Below are 17,370 nucleotides of genomic sequence, written 5' to 3'. Positions count from 1 at the left end.
GAAGCCGTGTTTTTATTATTTCAATTCGAAAGCAAGCGATTTAATACGCTGTTCGTCCGGTGTGATGAACAGCGTTCTTTGATTGTCGTAAATAACGAAGCCGGGCTTAGCGCCGTTAGGCTTGCGGACATGTCGAATCGTAGTGTAATCCACTGGGATCGAGCTGGAATCACGCGCTTGGCTGTAATGAGCAGCAAGCATCGCCGCCTCCTCAAGCGTAGCATTGCCGAAATCGCTGCCGCGAATAACAACGTGTGAGCCTGGAATGTCCTTCGTGTGCAGCCAGGTATCGGAGGGAGAAGCAAGTCGATTCGTTAAATATTCATTTTGGGTATTGTTCTTGCCCACATAAACGGCAGCGCCCTCGGACGAGGTGAAGCATATCAGCGTTGGACGGAGCGGCTTTTTCTTTTTCGGTCCGCGGCGGCCGCGCTCCTTCATATAGCCCTGCTCGACAAGCTCATCCCGAATTTCACCAATATCGGCAAGAGAAGCCTTGTCCAGCTGCTGCAGCAAGGATTCAAAATATTGAATCTCTGTAAGGGCCAGGCTCATTTGCTCTTCGACGATGGACAAGCTGTTTTTGTGCTTTGTGTAACGGCGGAAATAGCGCTGCGCGTTATCGGAAGGTGTAAGCTGAGGGTCCAGATCAATGGTTACCTCCGCTTGCTCCTCGTCATAGAAGTTAATCAGTGTAATGGACTGATCTCCGCGTTTCATTTGATGCATATAGGCGGTAAGAAGCTCCCCGAGGACGCGATATTTCTCGGCATCCTTCGCGACAGCTAATGTTTCCTCAAGCTTTTTGATTTTGGTTTCGTTTTTTGCCTTTTCATTTTGAACAAATCGGATGAGGTCGGCGGCGCGCTGCTTAACGGTATCCCGTTCGGCCTTGTTGCCGTAGAAGCCCTCAAGACATGCGCTAATGTTAGCGAAATGGGTACTCTCACCGTGTAAATGAGTCAGCTCCGTAATGGAGAAATAGTCTTTTCCGCTTTCAATATCAGACTTAATGACAGCCGTAAAACGATTCGCCCTTACCTCCTCGATGAAGCTTGAGAAGGTGTCCCAAAGCTCCTTGCGGCTCGGCTCGCCGGTTTCTGCTTGTGTCCGGTGAACGAGCTCCTTGGCAAGGAGAGGGCTGAAGCCGCTCAGCGCATCGACAAGGAGCTTGTGCGGCGGGACGGTCTCGTCCTTAGCACTGAGCGCCTCCGCAAATTGCTGTTCGCTCGCGATGGCAAGTGGATCTGTTTTTCCTTGATCAGGCGGAGCTGTGTAGCTGCTGCCAGGCAGTACGATTCTGAAGCTGCTTATGGCCGGCGTAACATGATGGATGCCGTCATGAATGATCCCTGTTGCAGGGTCCATTAGAATAATGTTGCTGTGACGACCCATGATTTCGATCACGATCGTCTTGTTCGATAAATCACCGAGCTCGTCGCGGTGCTTTACCTCGATATGAATAATGCGCTCGCGTCCGATTTGCTTAATCGATTCGATCATGCCGCCTTCGCAATGCTTGCGGAGCAGCATGCAAAACATGGGCGCCTCCATCGGATTGACATAGCTCCCGGTCGTCCAATGCACCCGCGGATAAGTCGGGTTAGCGGACAGGAGAAGCTTGCCCTGCATTCCCGCTCCCCGGATGCTGAGCACAAGCTCATGATCAGTAGGCTGATGGATTTTATGTATACGTGCGCCTACAGCGCGCTGCAGATCCTGTGTTATTGCATGAGTGACGATACCGTCTAATGCCATGGTAGCTGTTCCTCTCTTCCTGATAAGTCTTTCTCTATCATGCCATAGTTCGGACAAAAACTTAAGTGCTTGTTGGGATATTTTATAGGCTGTCCGAATACATTTATCCTAGAAGGGCTGTCCGAAGGGCTGGCGTTGCTGCTGCTTGGCTCGGCCTATCACGGGAGGGAGTTATACCATGGAACAAATGAAATGGCATCAAATGGGGACAAGTGAGCTGGTTGACACATTAGTCAGCTCCCCTGATCAAGGTCTGACGGCTACGGAGGCGGCGGAGCGGCTGGAGAAGCACGGCAGAAACGAGCTGTCGGAAGGCAAGCGCGTATCGCCCATTATGTTATTTTTGAACCAGTTCAAGGATTTTATGGTGCTTGTGCTGATGGGCGCAACTTTAATTTCAGGATTGCTCGGCGAATATTTGGACGCGATCACGATTGTGGCGATTATTGTGCTGAACGCCATGCTTGGCTTCGCGCAGGAGTTTCGAGCGGAGCGATCCTTGCGCGCACTAAAGGAATTATCTTCTCCATCGGCAAAGGTCATACGCGGCGGACAATTAATGACGATACCGGCCAAGGAGCTCGTGCCAGGCGATATCGTATGTCTGGAAAGCGGGGATCGCATTCCTGCTGATTTGCGGTTCCTTGAAGCAAACAGCTGTTACGTAGAGGAATCGGCGTTAACAGGCGAATCCGTACCTGTCAATAAGCACGCTGCTGTCATTTCTGAATCTGAGATGGCGCTTGGCGATCAGAAAAATATTGGATTTATGGGTACGATGCTCACGAGAGGAACAGCGAAAGGGTTTGTTATCCGGACGGGAATGGATACAGAAATGGGGAAAATTGCCGGCTTAATCGAGCAGACCGAATCGATGGAGACGCCTCTCCAGCATCGGCTGGAACAGCTTGGCAAAATTCTGATCGTCGTAGCGCTTGGTCTGACGGTCATGGTAGTCGTCGCAGGGATTTTGCACGGACAACCTGCATATGGCATGTTCCTTGCAGGAGTCAGTCTCGCTGTAGCTGCTATTCCCGAAGGCCTGCCGGCAATCGTGACGATTGCGCTTGCGCTGGGCGTACAGCGCATGATCAAGCGAAAGGCGATCGTGCGGAAGCTGCCTTCTGTTGAAACGCTCGGCTGCGCCTCCGTTATTTGCTCAGACAAAACAGGAACGCTGACCCAAAATAAAATGACGGTCACGCATGTATGGATTGGCGGCAGACGGCTGCAGGTAAGCGGGGAGGGCTATGAGCCGGTCGGATCTATTTCTCAGGATGGAAAAACGCTTGATACCAAGCTTGATTTGTCGATCAAACGACTACTGCAGGTTAGCGCATTATGCAATAATGCTGAGATTGTAAAGGTAGAGACTGCTGAGCCCGCCAAGAAACGGAAAAGCAAGGAGCCCCAGGAAGAATGGCAGCTGAAAGGAGATCCAACTGAGGGAGCGTTAGCCGTTCTGGCCGCTAAGCTGGGCTCTTCGGCAAAATCGTTGGAGCTGCTGTACAAGCGCGAGAAGGAGTTTCCGTTCGATGCGGAGAGAAAGCGGATGTCGGTTATTGTTACGCATCAGGGAGGCCGCCTGATCTGTACGAAGGGTGCGCCGGATATGCTGATAGATCTCTGCAGCTACGTGCTTTGGGATGGGAAGGTTGTACCGTTTACGGCGACACTTAAGCGCAAATGTGCAGAAGCGGGCGAGGAGATGGCGGAGTCTGCGCTTCGCGTATTGGGACTTGCTTATCGTGATCTCCGCGCCGGCGACGCATGCGAGACGGAAGGCGATGTGGAGAACAATCTGGTCTTCGTAGGCTTAACAGGTATGATAGATCCCCCGCGACGCGAGGTTAAGGAAGCGATTGCGACCTGCCGCCGCGCTGGAATTAAGACGGTTATGATTACCGGGGATCATCGGTTAACAGCGGAAGCGATCGCCGCCCAGCTTGGCATTATGCCGCGCGGAGGCATCGCAATGAGCGGCAAGCAGCTGGAGGCGATGGATGATGAGCAGCTCGACCGGCTGGTTGACAAAATTTATGTATACGCCCGTGTTTCGCCGGAGCATAAGCTGCGGATCGTAAAGTCGCTGCAGCGCCAGGGGCATGTCGTAGCGATGACCGGCGATGGGGTGAATGACGCTCCAGCCATCAAAGCGGCTGATATTGGGATCTCGATGGGTATCACAGGGACGGATGTCTCGAAGGAGGCTTCGGCGCTTGTGTTGAGCGACGACAATTTTTCGACGATTGTCGCGGCAATTGAAGAGGGCCGGGGCATCTATGAAAATATTCGCAAATTTATCCGTTATTTATTAGCGTCTAATGTTGGTGAAATTTTAGTTATGTTTCTGGCGATGATGGCAGGACTACCGCTACCGCTCGTGCCGATTCAAATATTATGGGTTAATCTCGTTACCGATGGCTTGCCGGCAATGGCACTTGGCGTAGACCAGGCGGAGAAGGACTTGATGCAGCAAAAGCCTCGTTCGGCGAAAGAAAGCATTTTTTCGCGCAGACTGGGCTGGAAAATTATTAGCCGCGGGATCTTGATCGGCGTATGTACGCTGGGAGCCTTCTGGCTGACCCTGCACGAGGCGCCTGGAAGCGCGGATCAGCTTGTCAAAGCGCAGACGGTTGCTTTCGCGACACTCGTCATGGCTCAACTGATTCACGTATTTGATTGCCGTAGCTCGCGTTCGATTTTTCATCGCAATCCGCTTCAAAATAAATACTTGGTGTTTGCGGTTATCTCGTCTTTGCTGCTAATGCTTGGCGTGCTTTATATCGAAGCGCTGCAGCCGATTTTCAAAACCGTGCCAATCGGCATTCGTGAGTGGTGTCTCGTATTTGTTGCCGCCGGAATACCAACCTTCCTCATGGGAATGGGCAGCGTGCTCGGCGCCTCTAAGAAAAACAAAACAAAAACAAACTGGCCGCTAGGCCCGCAAACGGCGGCAAGATAACGTAAAAATGCAAATGTTGATACAAATTATGAATAGCGTTTCTCCTTGCTTTGCGGTATGCTATTAGGAAAAATCATAGCTATTATTATACTGGTAGATGAAGCAAGGAGAGAGCATTCATATGAATTTCACGAAAATGAACGGCCTTGGTAATGACTTTGTTGTCATTGCAGGAGAGCAGCAGCTTCCAAACAATGTGGCGGAGCTGGCTATTGATTTATGCAATCGGTTTTTTGGAATAGGCGCAGACGGGCTTGTTTACATTCTCCCATCGGAAATTGCGGATTTCCGTATGCGCATCATAAATTCGGACGGCTCTGAAGCAGAGCAATGCGGCAACGCGATTCGTTGTGTGGCGAAATATGTTTATGATAATGGGTTAATCGATAAGGAAGAAATGACGATTGAAACGCTCGGTGCTGGCGCTCAAAAGGTACAGTTGACTATTCAAGACGGCAAGGTTGAGAGCGTGCGTGTCGATATGGGAGAGCCGATTCTGAACGGACTGCAGGTGCCGACAACGGTTGATGCTGAGCGTGTCATTGAACACCCGATCGAGGTGGACGGACGCGAGTTTCGGTTTACGGCGGTATCGATGGGCAATCCTCACTGCGTCATTTATGTAGACGATGCCGTGAACTTTGATTTGAACACTTGGGGGCCAAAGCTTGAAACGCATCCGCTATTTCCCCGTAAAATAAATGTGGAGTTTGTAACTGTCAAATCTCGCACGCACACGGACATGCGGGTTTGGGAGCGTGGCGCAGGGCCGACTCTGGCTTGCGGCACCGGGGCTTGTGCAACAGTCGTTGCATCCGTATTGACCGGGGCTACTGATCGGACGGCTACCGTATCGCTCAAAGGCGGCGATCTGTTCATTGAATGGAATGAGGAAGATAATCATGTCTATATGACTGGACCTGCAGCTGTTTCCTTCCGCGGTACAGTGTAAGAGCAACATGAGATGGGTGGTAGGAATAAAATGAAACCGGATTTGCGGGAAGCGCTGGAGCAGCGTATCTTGACCGGGGACGGCGCGATGGGAACCTATCTTTATCAGATGGGGTTCCCTGTCGGCGTTTCTTATGAAGAATTTAATACGCTTCGACCTGACGTGATTGAAAATATTCACCGCCGCTATTACGAAGCAGGGGCGCGGGTGATCGAAACGAATACCTTCTCAGCCAATTTGGAGAAGCTTTCTAAATATGGTCTGGAAGGCGAGATGGAAGCCATTAACCGTGCCGGCGTGCGAGCAGCGCGTGCGGCCATTGGAGCTGACGCGTATGTCGTTGGCGCGGTGGGCTCCATTCGAGACGGAAAACTTAAAAATTTACGCACTGTAAAAGTAAAAGAAGCTTACGAGCGTCAAATGCATACGCTTCTTGAAGAAGGCGTAGACGGGCTGCTGCTGGAGACGTTCTACGATCTTGACGAAATGCTGCTTGCATTGGGGGTTGCACGTTCCGCTACGAGCCTGCCTGTCATATGCCAGTTTGCGGTAGAGGATGTTGGCCGCACGCAGGAAGGCAACGGGATGAAGAACGCTTTCGATCAGCTTCAAGCTGCGGGCGCTGATGTTGTAGGCTTCAACTGCCGCAGCGGTCCTAACGGCATCATGAGAGCGATCGATGCGATCGAGGGGCCTGTCGGCTTACCGTTATCTGTCTATCCGAATGCCGGAATTCCTGATTATATTGACGGCAAATATACGTACTCTGCAGGACCTGAATATTTTGCGGAGACGGCGATGCGGTTTGCTGATCGCGGAGCACGTCTTATCGGCGGCTGCTGCGGAACAACGCCTGAGCATGTAGCAGCGATGGCTGCGGCGCTTGACGGTTACGTGCCGCAGAGCGGACAAGTTTCGTCGGTCGTTAAGACTTCGGAGAAGATTGTCGTACAGCCGGCCGCTCATCAGGCGGGACCTTCCAATGCGGTTGCTGAGTCAAAGCATGCTGCTGCAAGTGAGCCTTCTATCGTCGAGCTTGTGCAGAAGCGGCATACGGTTATTGTGGAGCTTGATCCGCCGCGCGATCTCGATATCCGCAAGTTTATGGATGGCGCAGCGGCTCTTAAGGAAGCGAAGGCGGATGCGGTTACGATGGCTGACAATTCGCTTGCAGTTACCCGGATGAGCAATATTGCGCTCGCGGCTCTCGTGCAAGAACGAATTGGCTTGCGTCCGCTTGTTCATATCGCATGCCGAGACCGCAATCTCATCGGCACGCAGTCGCATATGATGGGTCTTGATGCGCTCAATATCGATCATGTTCTGGCAGTGACGGGAGATCCGGCCAGATTCGGAGATTTGCCTGACTCAAGCTCAGTCTATGATTTAACCTCTTTCGAAATGATTCGCATGATCAAGCAGTTGAATGATGGGACAGCCTTCTCGGGCAAGCCGTTGAAGCAAAAGGCGAAGTTCGTCGTTGGCGCCGCGTTTAACCCGAATGTAAAGCATTTGGACAAAGCGGTTCAGCGTCTTGAGCGCAAAATAAAATCAGGCGCAGATTACATTATGACGCAGCCGGTATATGATCCTGATCTGATTGAACGGATCGCGGAGGCAACAAAGCATTTATCCGTGCCGGTCTTTATCGGTATTATGCCGCTGGCAAGCGGACGAAATGCCGAGTACTTGCATAACGAGGTGCCTGGCATCCAGCTTTCAGATGAGGTTCGACAGCGAATGGCCGGTCTGGAAGGCGAAGCAGGCCGCGCCGAAGGCGTACAAATCGCCAAGGAGCTGCTTGATGCTGCCTTGCCGCACTTTAACGGCATTTATCTGATCACACCGTTCATGTTCTATGATATGGGTGTTCAGCTTACAAAATATGTTTGGGAACAGACCCAATCGACGTAATTCATAGGTGACGAAATGTGTGCGAAAACTGGCCTTTTTGCTTGTTTTCGCATTTTTGCTTGTTCGATTGTGAAAAATCAATTAAAATAAGGCATGGATACAGTTGTCATGCTGCTTAGAGCATAGTAGGGACAGACCGTCCAACAGAAGCTATGGCATATGCTTTATCGTGCTTCAAGACGTATGCACCGCACTTTTTTCGTCAACAATAGTGCAGTAGTTCTGTCGGTATTTGGCAAGAACATCATTTGTCGTATTTATATTTTATTATATTTTGGATGATTCACAGGCAGATGCACATGGGAGACCGTAGGCGGAGGAGGAACCAGGCTTGGCTATTAAACTTATTAATATCGGATTCGGTAATATTGTATCGGCAAATCGCATTATTTCAATCGTAAGCCCGGAATCGGCTCCGATTAAGCGGATCATTCAAGAAGCGCGAGACAGACATATGCTCATTGATGCAACATATGGGCGCCGCACGCGGGCTGTTATTATTACTGACAGCGATCATGTTATTTTATCAGCGGTACAGCCGGAGACGGTTGCTCATCGCTTGTCCACAAAGGATGACGATAACGACGAATAGTACGGGGAGTAATATGGATAAGGGATTGTTACTTGTGTTGTCCGGTCCTTCAGGGGTCGGAAAGGGAACGGTATGCTCAGTTCTTCGTAATAAGATACCTGATTTAATCTACTCTGTTTCGGCAACGACTAGGTCGCCGCGGCAGGGTGAGGTAGACGGCGTCAATTACTTTTTCAAGAGCAGAGAGCAGTTCCAGGAAATGATTGCGCGTGACGCGCTGCTGGAGCATGCGGAATACGTTGGCAATTATTATGGAACACCGCGTGATTTTGTCGAGCGCACTTTAGCGAGCGGCAAGGACGTTATTTTGGAAATTGAAGTGCAGGGAGCGCTTAAAGTTAAGCAGAAGTTTCCTGACGGCATATTCGTATTCCTGCTGCCGCCTTCCTTGGACGAGCTGAAGCAGCGGATTACAGGCCGCGGTACAGAAACGTTGGATACGATTAATAATCGGATGACGGTTGCCGTAGAGGAAATGAATTTGCTGCGTCATTATGATTACGCGGTTCTGAATGACGAAATTGATGCTGCCTGCGATCGTATTCGCAGCATTATTATTGCCGAGCATTGCCGTAGAGATCGTTATTTGCCTTATGTTACAGATATGGTAGCCGCAATCGAGAAAGCTTGAGTGAGGAGAATGAACGATGTTATATCCGTCCATTGATGAAATGGTGAAAAAAGTAGACAGCAAATACACGCTTGTCGTTGCTGCCTCGAGACGTGCCCGCATGCTTCGCAACGGGGATAAGTCCGAGCTTCGTAATCCACGCTCCCGCAAGTTCGTGGGCGTTGCGCTAGAGGAAATTTACGGAGACATTCTCCAGGTAGAGAAGATTCCTACAAAAGAGGATTAGTTTTTTACCATCATGATGAAGACAAGAAGGATTGCAGGCTGGCGACAGTCGTGCACTCCTTTTTTTATTCGGATGAAGGAGGGAAAGCATTGGCGGATGAGCAGGACATGAAGGAATTGAAGGAGTCGCTGCAAAGGCTGGAGCTGGAGGTCGAGAGGCTGACTGAGCATTCGAAGCGGAGAGGTTCAGGTCCGATAAGGTTCATTATTGCCTTTTTGATCGTTTTTTTTGTGCTTTTTATTGGAATCGGAGTTATACAGTTCATGAATGGTTAATAAATAAATGAAAAGGAAGTATCACCTATGAACGTCACAATGAGTCAATTTCCAACCTTGTCGAAGGGTATAGTTATCGGTTTTGTGGAAAATTGCTTTTCACTTGATTATGAAGTGGATGCGGCAATGATCAGCAATATTAGCATCATCCCTACAGTTGACGAGCAATATGTCGTGATGAAAATTGATAACGGAAAATGGGAGCTTGCAGGCGGGACGCTGGAGCCTAATGAATACCATATGGATGCGCTGGCGCGAGAGGTAAGGGAGGAGCTCGGAGCGGAGCTTGTCTCGTATACACCTTTCGGCTGTTTTCGCTGCCAGTCATTTGCGGAAGAGCCGTATCGACCGCATATTCCGCATCCGAATTTTGTTAGAATGATCGGTTATGGGGAGGTTGCTATTGTCGGTGAACCGTTAAATCCGCCCGATGGTGAACAGGTTGTTGCGGTAGAGGTTGTCGACATTGCAGAGGCGGTTAGCAGGTTCGAGGAAATTGGGCGCTTCGATATTGCAGAGCTTTACAGGCTGGCTCATGAGCTAAGAACAACAAGAAGCTCATAATTTTGTGACTGCTCAAATTGATATGCGCTAGTTAGTTTTTGGGATGTCGTATGGTATGATAGAGGAAGCGCTTGTATGATGCAGTGATCGAGAATTGGGAGGGAACGGAATGGATAAATTGCGTTATCCGATTGGCAGATACTCGTTCGAGGGAATGACCGCTAAGCACCGAGAGCAGTGGATATCAGATATAGAGAAGCTTCCTTCACAATTGCGCGCAGCCATTGCAGATCTGGACGATTCACAGCTTGATACAGCTTATCGGAGCGGGGGCTGGACCGTGCGTCAGGTTGTTCATCATATCGCGGATGCAGCGATGAATTCTTTCTCGCGCTTTAAGCTTGCGATTACGGAAGCGAATCCTACGATCAAGCCGTTTCATGAAGAGCGCTGGGCCGAGACGGCAGACAGCCTGCAGGCTTCTCCGGAAGTAAGCTTAGCTATTATAGAGGGCATCTATGCACGATGGGTGCTGCTGCTGCGATCGATGACGACGGCTGATTTTGAGAAAATGTTCTATCATCCGGAGAAAGGCAGTCAAATGGGTTTGGCCTATTTCCTTGGATTCGTCTCTTGGCATGGCAGACACCATGTTGCGCAAATCACGAGCTTGAGAGAACGGAAAGATTGGCAGCCTGAGTGAAAAGTGTGAGCTGAGCTTTAGCAGCTGCTGCTTACTGGAAGACGGGAGATACAGCATGTTAAAAGGAAAATCAATAATACTCGGTATTACAGGTGGAATTGCGGCCTATAAAAGCGCAGCGCTTTGCAGCAAGCTGGTGCAGGCGGGTGCGAATGTACATGTCATTATGACGGATTCGGCAACCAAATTTATTACGCCGTTAACCTTGCAAACGTTATCGCGCAATCCTGTTTATATCGATACATTCGATGAGCGTAACCCGGCGGTCGTATCGCATATTGATCTGGCGGATCATGCGGATCTGATCGTTGTCGCTCCGGCTACAGCTAACGTAATTGCGAAGCTTGCGGGCGGTCATGCCGACGATATGCTTAGCACGACGCTGCTGGCTGCGACTTGTCCCATTATTATTGCGCCAGCTATGAATGTGCATATGTATGAGCATCCGGCTGTCGTCGGCAATATGGAGCTGCTTGCTTCGCGCGGGGCGCTGTTCATAGAGCCCGGTACAGGACAGCTGGCCTGCGGCTATGTGGCGAAGGGAAGGCTTGCGGAGCCGGAGGAGATCGCTGCAGCGATCGAAGCGTGGTTTGCCAAAAGCGGAAAACTGGCGGGCAAGCGGCTTCTGGTCACGGCAGGCGGCACGATGGAGCGGCTTGATCCCGTAAGATATTTGACGAATGATTCCTCTGGAAAAATGGGCTTTGCCATTGCCGAGGCTGCCCTGCTGATGGGTGCTGAGGTTACGGTAGTTGCCGGCCGTACGTCTTCGTCGCCTCCAGCGGGTGTGAAGCTGGTTAGGATCGAGAGCGCACAGCAAATGCTGGATGCGGTAACGAGTCTATATGATGAAATGGATATTGTTGTGAAATCGGCGGCCGTGGCCGACTATCGGGCGGCGGCTATCAGTGAGCAGAAGCTCAAGAAGACCGGTGAGCGGCTTGTCGTTGAGCTTGAGCGAACGACGGATATACTGGAGACGCTGGGGAAGCGGAAGAAGCAGCAGTTTTTGGTCGGGTTCGCAGCAGAAACGGAACGAATCGACTATTACGCGATGGACAAGCTGCGCCGCAAGCACTGTGACCTTATTGTCGCAAACGATGTCAGCAAGGATGGTGCCGGCTTCAACGGCGACACGAATATTGTACAAATATTTGGCGAGGAGGGGCTGCTGGAATCGCTGCCGCTCCTGTCGAAGCGCGAGGTTGCGAATCGATTATTGGAGTTGATTGCAGATAGGCTTCCCCACTCTGGAGGGTATGAAGCATGATTGCTAAAGTCATTGTAGACGTGCCGAGCCGCCAGACGGATCGGCCTTTTGATTATGAGGTGCCTTCGGCCATGGAGGAATGGATTGAGGTGGGCAGCCGTGTGGGAGTTCCCTTCGGAGGAAGGGTGTTGCAGGGCTTCGTGACGCAGCTAGCGGCTGAGACGGATATCGATCCGAAAAGACTCAAACCTATTTCCGAGCTGCTTGATCCTGTGCCGCCATTGCTGCCGGATCTTGTTGAGCTCGCAAAGTGGCTTAGCGAAAAATACTGCTGCTCGTGGACAACGGCGCTGCAGGCAATGATTCCAGCTGCTCTAAAGGGCAAGGCTGAGCGGCTTGTCGGCATCCAGGATGATGAGGCGGCGGCTGAGGATTTGCCGCCTGCGCTCTTGAATTGGATTGGCGGAAGTGGACAATTCGTAAAGCTGGAGGCGCTGCTGGAAAAGTTCCCAGAGCATGCGCGAATCGTGAAGTCAGCGCTGCGTGAAGGCGTGCTCGTCGAGCAAACGTCCATTAGGGACAGGCTTGCCATACGTAAGGTGCTGACGGTATTTGTTCCTGCAGACGTGGAAACGATCCGCTCGGCATTGGCGGAGCTGCCCGCTAGAGCGGCTAAGCAGCGTGAGATGCTTTCCTTCATGCTCGAGCATGGCGGTCCGATTCCGCTGCAGCAGCTGCTGGCTGAAGCGGGTGGATCAGCAGCCAGCGTTCGCTCCCTTGTAGAGAAAGAGCTGCTTGAGCTCCGCGAGGTGGAGCAGCAGCGCGATCCTTATGCCGATCGTGATTTTGAACGGACGACACCTTTGCCGCTAACGGAGGGACAGGAGGAGGTTTACGCCCGCGTTGTGAGGGCAGTTGACGCAGGTGAACCGCAGACGATGCTGCTGCACGGCGTTACCGGCAGCGGTAAAACCGAGGTTTATATGCAATCGATCCAATTTTGCCTGGAGCAGGAGAAACAAGCGATCGTCCTCGTTCCCGAAATATCGCTGACGCCGCAAATGGTGGAGCGCTTTAAAGGCCGCTTCGGCGATGCGGTAGCTGTACTGCACAGCAGGCTCTCCAATGGCGAGCGTTATGATGAGTGGCGCAAGATCCGCAATTGTCAGGTACAGGTAGCCATCGGCGCGCGATCGGCTATTTTTGCGCCGTTTGAGCGCATTGGCCTGATCATTATTGATGAAGAGCACGAAACCTCTTACAAGCAGGAGGAGAGTCCGAAATATCATGCAAGGGACGTGGCGGTGCGCAGAGCTAAACAGCATGGCGCGGCAGTTGTGCTTGGATCGGCCACGCCTTCCCTAGAATCTTTTGCGGCTGCGAGCCGTCCCTTGACGGATCGCGATCAAGGCCGTGAGCCGGCGCTTCTGCCAATGCCCGATCGGGTAGGCAGCAGACCGATGCCGCCGGTTACCGTGATCGATATGCGCGAGGAGCTGAAGGAGGGCAATCGCTCGATGTTCAGCCGATTGCTGCACAGCTCGCTCGCCGAGAGACTGGAGCGCGGCGAGCAATCCGTGCTGCTGCTTAATCGGCGCGGCTATTCGACCTTCGTGATGTGCCGCTCCTGCGGCTACACGGCAGCTTGCCCGCATTGCGATATTTCGCTAACTTATCATCAGAAAACCCGTGTGCTTCGTTGTCATTACTGCGGCCATGCTGAGCAAGCGCCCACGACCTGCCCTTCCTGCCAGAGCGAGCATATCCGCTATTTCGGTACAGGTACGCAAAGGGTAGAGGAGGAGCTTGCAAAGCTGTTTCCCGGCATTCGTGTCATTCGTATGGATGTCGATACGACGACGGAGAAAAATTCGCATGAAAAGCTGCTGAAGCAATTTGGCGAGCGGAAAGCGGATGTGCTGCTCGGCACGCAAATGGTAGCAAAAGGGCTGGATTTTCCATATGTTACTCTTGTGGGCGTGATTGCGGCGGACACCTCTCTTAATTTGCCGGATTTCCGTGCAGCGGAGCGGACGTTTCAACTGCTTACCCAGGTTGCGGGCCGAGCGGGCAGGCATCATTTGCCAGGTGAGGTTGTCGTTCAAACCTATGTCCCCGAGCATTACGCGATCATGACCGCGCAGCAGCATGATTATGCGGCGTTCGTCAATGAGGAGCTCAGACACCGCGGGATGATGGGTTACCCTCCTTATTGCCGGCTTATATTGGTGACAATGTCGCATGAACAGCTTCCGCTGCTTTCTTCGGTCAGTGAACGCTTCGCGGCGTCCCTGCGCGAGCTGGCAGAACACGAGGGCGTGCTAATCCCTTTAAACAGCGGCTTCTCCAGAGCGGTAGAGGTGCTAGGGCCTGTTGCATCGCCAATCGCGAGAATAAAGGATCGCTACCGTTTTCAATGTGTGATAAAATATCGTGGTAATATTGATGCGTCAGCGCTCGTTCGCAGGGCGCTCGCGCCATTCACGGACGGACCGCCGCAAAAGCAGGTGCAGTTCAGCATTGACGTTGATCCGCAAGTTATATTATAAATAGCTATTACTATATTACAGAATGAGAAGGATGGGCATAGAATGGGTATCCGAATTATTGTGAAAGACCCCGATCCGGTATTGCGAGAAGTGGCGAAAGAAGTAACGAAGTTTAACCCTAATTTGCAAAAGCTGCTGAAGGATATGGCGGCAACGATGTACGATGCGGAAGGCGTTGGTCTTGCCGCCCCTCAGATTGGCATTTCAAAGCGCGTAATCGTGGTCGATGTAGGCGATGAGAACGGCCTTATTGAAATGGTCAACCCGGTCATTGTCGAGCAGGAAGGCGAGCAGCTTGGTGCGGAGGGATGTCTGAGCATTCCGAATTTGAACGGAGATGTGCTTCGCGCTGATCGCATCGTTGTCAACGGTCAAGACAGCAGCGGACAGCCGTTTACGATCGAAGCAACGGGTTACCTCGCGCGTGCGTTCCAGCATGAAGTCGATCATTTGAACGGTATTCTGTTTACCGATTTGGCGCAGAATGTATACGATATTACGGAAAGACCTAGAAAAGGCGGCGAATAGCTTCATGCGTATTGTATTTATGGGAACGCCGGAGTTCGCCGTTCCCTCATTGAAGCTGCTCCTGGAGCAGAAGTATAATGTCGTTGCGGTCGTAACGCAGCCGGATCGGCCGAAGGGCCGCAAAAAAACATTGACGCCGCCGCCTGTCAAGGAAGCGGCGTTGTCGTTCGGTCTGCCTGTCCTGCAGCCGGAGCGAATGAGAAGCGCGGAGGCGGTTGCGGCGATTGCCGAGCTGAAGCCTGATCTGATAGTAACGGCCGCATACGGACAAATTTTACCGAAGGCGGTGCTTGAGCTTCCTCGCCTGGGCTGCATCAATGTGCATGGCTCACTGCTGCCGAAATATCGCGGCGGTGCGCCTATTCAGCGGTCCATCATCAACGGAGAAAGCTCCACAGGCGTTACGATAATGTATATGGCCGAAGGGCTGGATACGGGCGATATGATCAGTGTTGTCGAGCTGCCGATTACCGACGAGGATACGTCGGGTACGATGTTCGAGAAGCTGAGCGTAGCTGGAGCGGAGCTGTTAGGAACAACGCTGCCATCCGTCATTGCGGGAGAAGCAAAAGCGGTGAAGCAGGAGGACGAGCAAGCGACCTATGCGCCGAACCTTACGCGGGAAGATGAGCGTATTGATTGGAGGAAGTCGGCCCGCGCCATTTTCAACCAGGTACGGGGATTGTCTCCGATGGCCGGCGCCTTCACCTACCTAGGTGGAGAAGTGTTCAAAGTGCGGGCCTGCGCTGTGGATCCCCTTACATCAGATCGTGCCGAAACGACTCCAGGCACTGTAATTGCAGCTGATCATAGCGGCATTAAGGTACAAACAGGCGAGGGCATACTCTTGCTGCAGGAAATTCAGCCTGCCGGCAAGAAGGCCATGAGCGCAGCCGACTGGCTGAAGGGTGCCCGGCTTGAGCCGGGCACCCGATTTGAAGACGGAGGTGCTTAAATGACGGAAGGCAGCAAGCATAAGCCCGCACAACGGAGTGGCGGCAGCCCTTCTGATGCAGGTCGAAGGTCCGGTTCAAGCCCGAGCGTGAAACCGAAAGCGAGCAGTAAGCGCAACGGCTCCAATGGCAGAAAAACTGTGCACGCAGGTGCCCAGCCGCAGCAGGCAGCGCGTAAAGCGAAATCACCGAGAGAGCTGGCGATGGATGCTTTGGTCAAAGTGGCGCAGACCGGCGCTTACAGCAATCTTCAGCTTAACCGCACGCTGCAGGAAGCGCAGTTGCAGCGCGCGGATGCGGGGCTTGTTACTGAGCTCGTCTACGGCACCATTCAAAGACAAGCTACACTTGATCACTGGCTCAGCGGGTTTGTTTCTAAAGGCTTACATAAGCTTGAGCCGTGGGTGCATCAATTGCTCCGTATGAGCGCGTATCAGCTGCTTTATCTGGATCGCATCCCTGCTCACGCGGCGGTTAACGAGGCGGTAACGATCGCCAAGAGGCGCGGCCATGCCGGTATATCGGGAATGGTGAACGGCGTGCTGCGAAGCATCGACCGTGGACGAGCGGAGCTTACGCCATCAGCTATTAAGAACGCAGATCCCATTGCACAAATCGCTTTGCGGCACTCGTATCCAGAGTGGCTGGTAAGCCGCTGGGCAGAGGCTTACGGCGTGGAGACGGCAGAGGCAATTTGCGCCGCAGGAAATGAGCAGCCGAAGGCGAGCATACGGGCGAACACGTTGCGCGGCAGCCGCGATGAGCTTATTGCCGCTTTGAGGACGGAAGGCTATGATGCTGACGCCTCCGACGTAGCCCCGGCAGGTATTACGATCAACCGCGGCGGCAATTTGGCGGATACGGAAGGCTTCCGCGAGGGACTATGGACCATGCAGGATGAGAGCTCCATGCTGGTCGCCGAGGTTGTAGCCCCGAAAGCCGGCATGCAAGTGCTGGATTGCTGCGCGGCACCTGGCGGGAAGAGCACGCATCTGGCCGAGCTAATGGGAGGCAAGGGCAAGGTGTGGGCGAATGATTTGCATGCGCATAAGCGTGAGCTTATCGTAACGCAAACCGAACGGCTTAAGCTTCGCAATGTGGAAGCCATTACGGAGGATGCCATGAAGCTGAGCGAGCGATTCAAGTCCCAGTCGATGGATGCCGTTCTTCTTGATGCGCCGTGCTCTGGATTTGGTGTGATTAGGCGCAAACCAGAAATTAAATGGACAAAAACCGCAGGTGATGTCTCAGAAATAGCGGCTGTCCAGAAGCGTTTGCTGGACGCTGTATGCGGCTTGGTGCGCCCTGGGGGCGTACTCGTATACAGCACCTGTACGATTGAACAGGATGAGAATGAACGGCAGATAGCTCATTTCCTGCAGGGGCATCCTGAATTTGAGCTTGACCGAAATTGGCCGGAACCGATCATTCATGAACTAAGGAATGCGGGCGCAATCGGCGACCAGTTCGATGGCCAAGCCCAGCTTCTTCCGCAGCATTTTGACAGCGATGGCTTCTATATTGCACGTATGGTTAGACGCCCCTAAGCGGGCTTATGGCTCAACATGGGCGTTTGTGGTAAAATAAATCGATGGCGGCACGCATCTGCG

15 protein-coding genes are annotated in these 17,370 nt (G+C 52.4%); 14 read left to right on the top strand and 1 reads right to left on the bottom strand.

Translation table 11 applies throughout. The annotated features are described in order from the left end of the window. Positions 1-15: 15 nt before the first annotated feature. On the bottom strand, positions 16-1,758 hold the full coding sequence (locus ACO9K6_RS02135) for an Rqc2 family fibronectin-binding protein (protein ID WP_424765870.1): 1,743 nt from the start codon (positions 1,756-1,758) through the stop codon (positions 16-18). Positions 1,759-1,936: 178 nt separating this feature from the next. On the opposite strand from ACO9K6_RS02135, the gene ACO9K6_RS02130 reads away from it, so the two are divergent. The 14 genes from ACO9K6_RS02130 (at position 1,937) to rsmB (ending at position 17,307) form a co-directional block, all read left to right on the top strand. Continuing rightward, positions 1,937-4,723, top strand: coding sequence for a calcium-translocating P-type ATPase, SERCA-type (locus ACO9K6_RS02130; RefSeq protein ID WP_424765869.1), 2,787 nt, complete (start codon positions 1,937-1,939; stop codon positions 4,721-4,723). A gap of 121 nt (positions 4,724-4,844) precedes the next feature. Beyond that, positions 4,845-5,675: a diaminopimelate epimerase gene (gene dapF, locus ACO9K6_RS02125; RefSeq protein WP_424765868.1), complete on the top strand. Its 831-nt coding sequence runs from the start codon at positions 4,845-4,847 to the stop codon at positions 5,673-5,675. A 30-nt stretch (positions 5,676-5,705) separates the two neighbouring features. Further along, entirely contained in the window at positions 5,706-7,589 is a 1,884-nt protein-coding gene (locus tag ACO9K6_RS02120) for a bifunctional homocysteine S-methyltransferase/methylenetetrahydrofolate reductase (protein ID WP_424765867.1), read from the top strand. 331 nt (positions 7,590-7,920) lie between these two features. Further along, positions 7,921-8,181: an extracellular matrix/biofilm regulator RemA gene (gene remA, locus ACO9K6_RS02115; RefSeq protein WP_005548256.1), complete on the top strand. Its 261-nt coding sequence runs from the start codon at positions 7,921-7,923 to the stop codon at positions 8,179-8,181. A gap of 13 nt (positions 8,182-8,194) precedes the next feature. Further along, the gene (gene gmk, locus ACO9K6_RS02110) at positions 8,195-8,812 is read left to right on the top strand and encodes a guanylate kinase (RefSeq protein WP_424765866.1); all 618 of its coding nucleotides are present in this window, start codon (positions 8,195-8,197) and stop codon (positions 8,810-8,812) included. A 16-nt stretch (positions 8,813-8,828) separates the two neighbouring features. Continuing rightward, on the top strand, positions 8,829-9,038 hold the full coding sequence (rpoZ, locus tag ACO9K6_RS02105) for a DNA-directed RNA polymerase subunit omega (protein ID WP_424765865.1): 210 nt from the start codon (positions 8,829-8,831) through the stop codon (positions 9,036-9,038). 89 nt (positions 9,039-9,127) lie between these two features. Next, complete coding sequence (locus ACO9K6_RS02100) at positions 9,128-9,313, top strand: hypothetical protein (protein ID WP_424765864.1); 186 nt, start codon at positions 9,128-9,130, stop codon at positions 9,311-9,313. 27 nt (positions 9,314-9,340) lie between these two features. Further along, positions 9,341-9,877 carry an NUDIX hydrolase gene (locus ACO9K6_RS02095; protein WP_424765863.1) on the top strand — a complete coding sequence of 179 codons (537 nt, stop codon included), beginning with the start codon at positions 9,341-9,343 and terminating at the stop codon, positions 9,875-9,877. Positions 9,878-9,986: 109 nt separating this feature from the next. Continuing rightward, positions 9,987-10,520: a YfiT family bacillithiol transferase gene (locus tag ACO9K6_RS02090; protein ID WP_424765862.1), complete on the top strand. Its 534-nt coding sequence runs from the start codon at positions 9,987-9,989 to the stop codon at positions 10,518-10,520. Between the two features lie 55 nt (positions 10,521-10,575). Next, positions 10,576-11,790, top strand: a complete 1,215-nt coding sequence (coaBC, locus tag ACO9K6_RS02085) for a bifunctional phosphopantothenoylcysteine decarboxylase/phosphopantothenate--cysteine ligase CoaBC (RefSeq protein WP_424765861.1) — start codon at positions 10,576-10,578, stop codon at positions 11,788-11,790. Continuing rightward, on the top strand, positions 11,787-14,279 hold the full coding sequence (priA, locus tag ACO9K6_RS02080; RefSeq protein WP_424765860.1) for a primosomal protein N': 2,493 nt from the start codon (positions 11,787-11,789) through the stop codon (positions 14,277-14,279). The genes coaBC and priA overlap by 4 nt, the downstream gene beginning before the upstream one ends. A gap of 42 nt (positions 14,280-14,321) precedes the next feature. After that, entirely contained in the window at positions 14,322-14,807 is a 486-nt protein-coding gene (gene def, locus ACO9K6_RS02075) for a peptide deformylase (RefSeq protein ID WP_424765859.1), read from the top strand. A 4-nt stretch (positions 14,808-14,811) separates the two neighbouring features. Beyond that, positions 14,812-15,762: a methionyl-tRNA formyltransferase gene (fmt, locus tag ACO9K6_RS02070; RefSeq protein WP_424765858.1), complete on the top strand. Its 951-nt coding sequence runs from the start codon at positions 14,812-14,814 to the stop codon at positions 15,760-15,762. Next, positions 15,763-17,307, top strand: coding sequence for a 16S rRNA (cytosine(967)-C(5))-methyltransferase RsmB (gene rsmB, locus ACO9K6_RS02065; RefSeq protein ID WP_424765857.1), 1,545 nt, complete (start codon positions 15,763-15,765; stop codon positions 17,305-17,307). The last annotated feature ends 63 nt before the right edge of the window (positions 17,308-17,370 follow it).

This window comes from Paenibacillus praedii (genome assembly GCF_049725345.1).
Classification (GTDB): domain Bacteria; phylum Bacillota; class Bacilli; order Paenibacillales; family Paenibacillaceae; genus Pristimantibacillus.
The sequence above is the reverse complement of the archived record's forward strand: the minus strand, read 5'-3'. Positions and strand labels throughout refer to the sequence as shown.